1 protein-coding gene is annotated in these 297 nt (G+C 63.6%); it reads right to left on the bottom strand.

Features of this window, described 5'->3' with window-relative positions; all coding sequences use genetic code 11:
* Window positions 1-297, bottom strand: a 297-nt coding sequence (locus KVS69_RS19290; protein WP_217539563.1) for a response regulator, incomplete at both ends; no start/stop codon positions are given.

The raw sequence follows: 297 nt of genomic DNA, 5'->3' as shown, positions 1-297 counted from the left end.
GGTGCCTGAATCGAGGGGCGACGTGTCAACGTAGCGCGCGATCATCTCGCCCAGCGGGGCCAGCAGCACCGGCTTGGGAAGGAAATCGTCCATCCCCGATTCCCGGCACCGCTGAATCTGCTCTTCCAACACACCGGCAGACAGCGCAACGACCGGGATGTCGCTGATGCCAGCAACCGCGCCTTGACGGATAGTGCGGGTAAGCACGTAGCCATCCATCCGCGGCATATGGCAGTCGGTGAGCACCAGGTCAAACCGCATCCTGGCCAGCAGCGCAAGCGCTTCCTCGCCATTGGC

This window comes from Stenotrophomonas sp. GbtcB23, assembly GCF_019091045.1.
Lineage (GTDB): Bacteria > Pseudomonadota > Gammaproteobacteria > Xanthomonadales > Xanthomonadaceae > Stenotrophomonas > Stenotrophomonas rhizophila_A.
The sequence above is the reverse complement of the archived record's forward strand: the minus strand, read 5'-3'. Positions and strand labels throughout refer to the sequence as shown.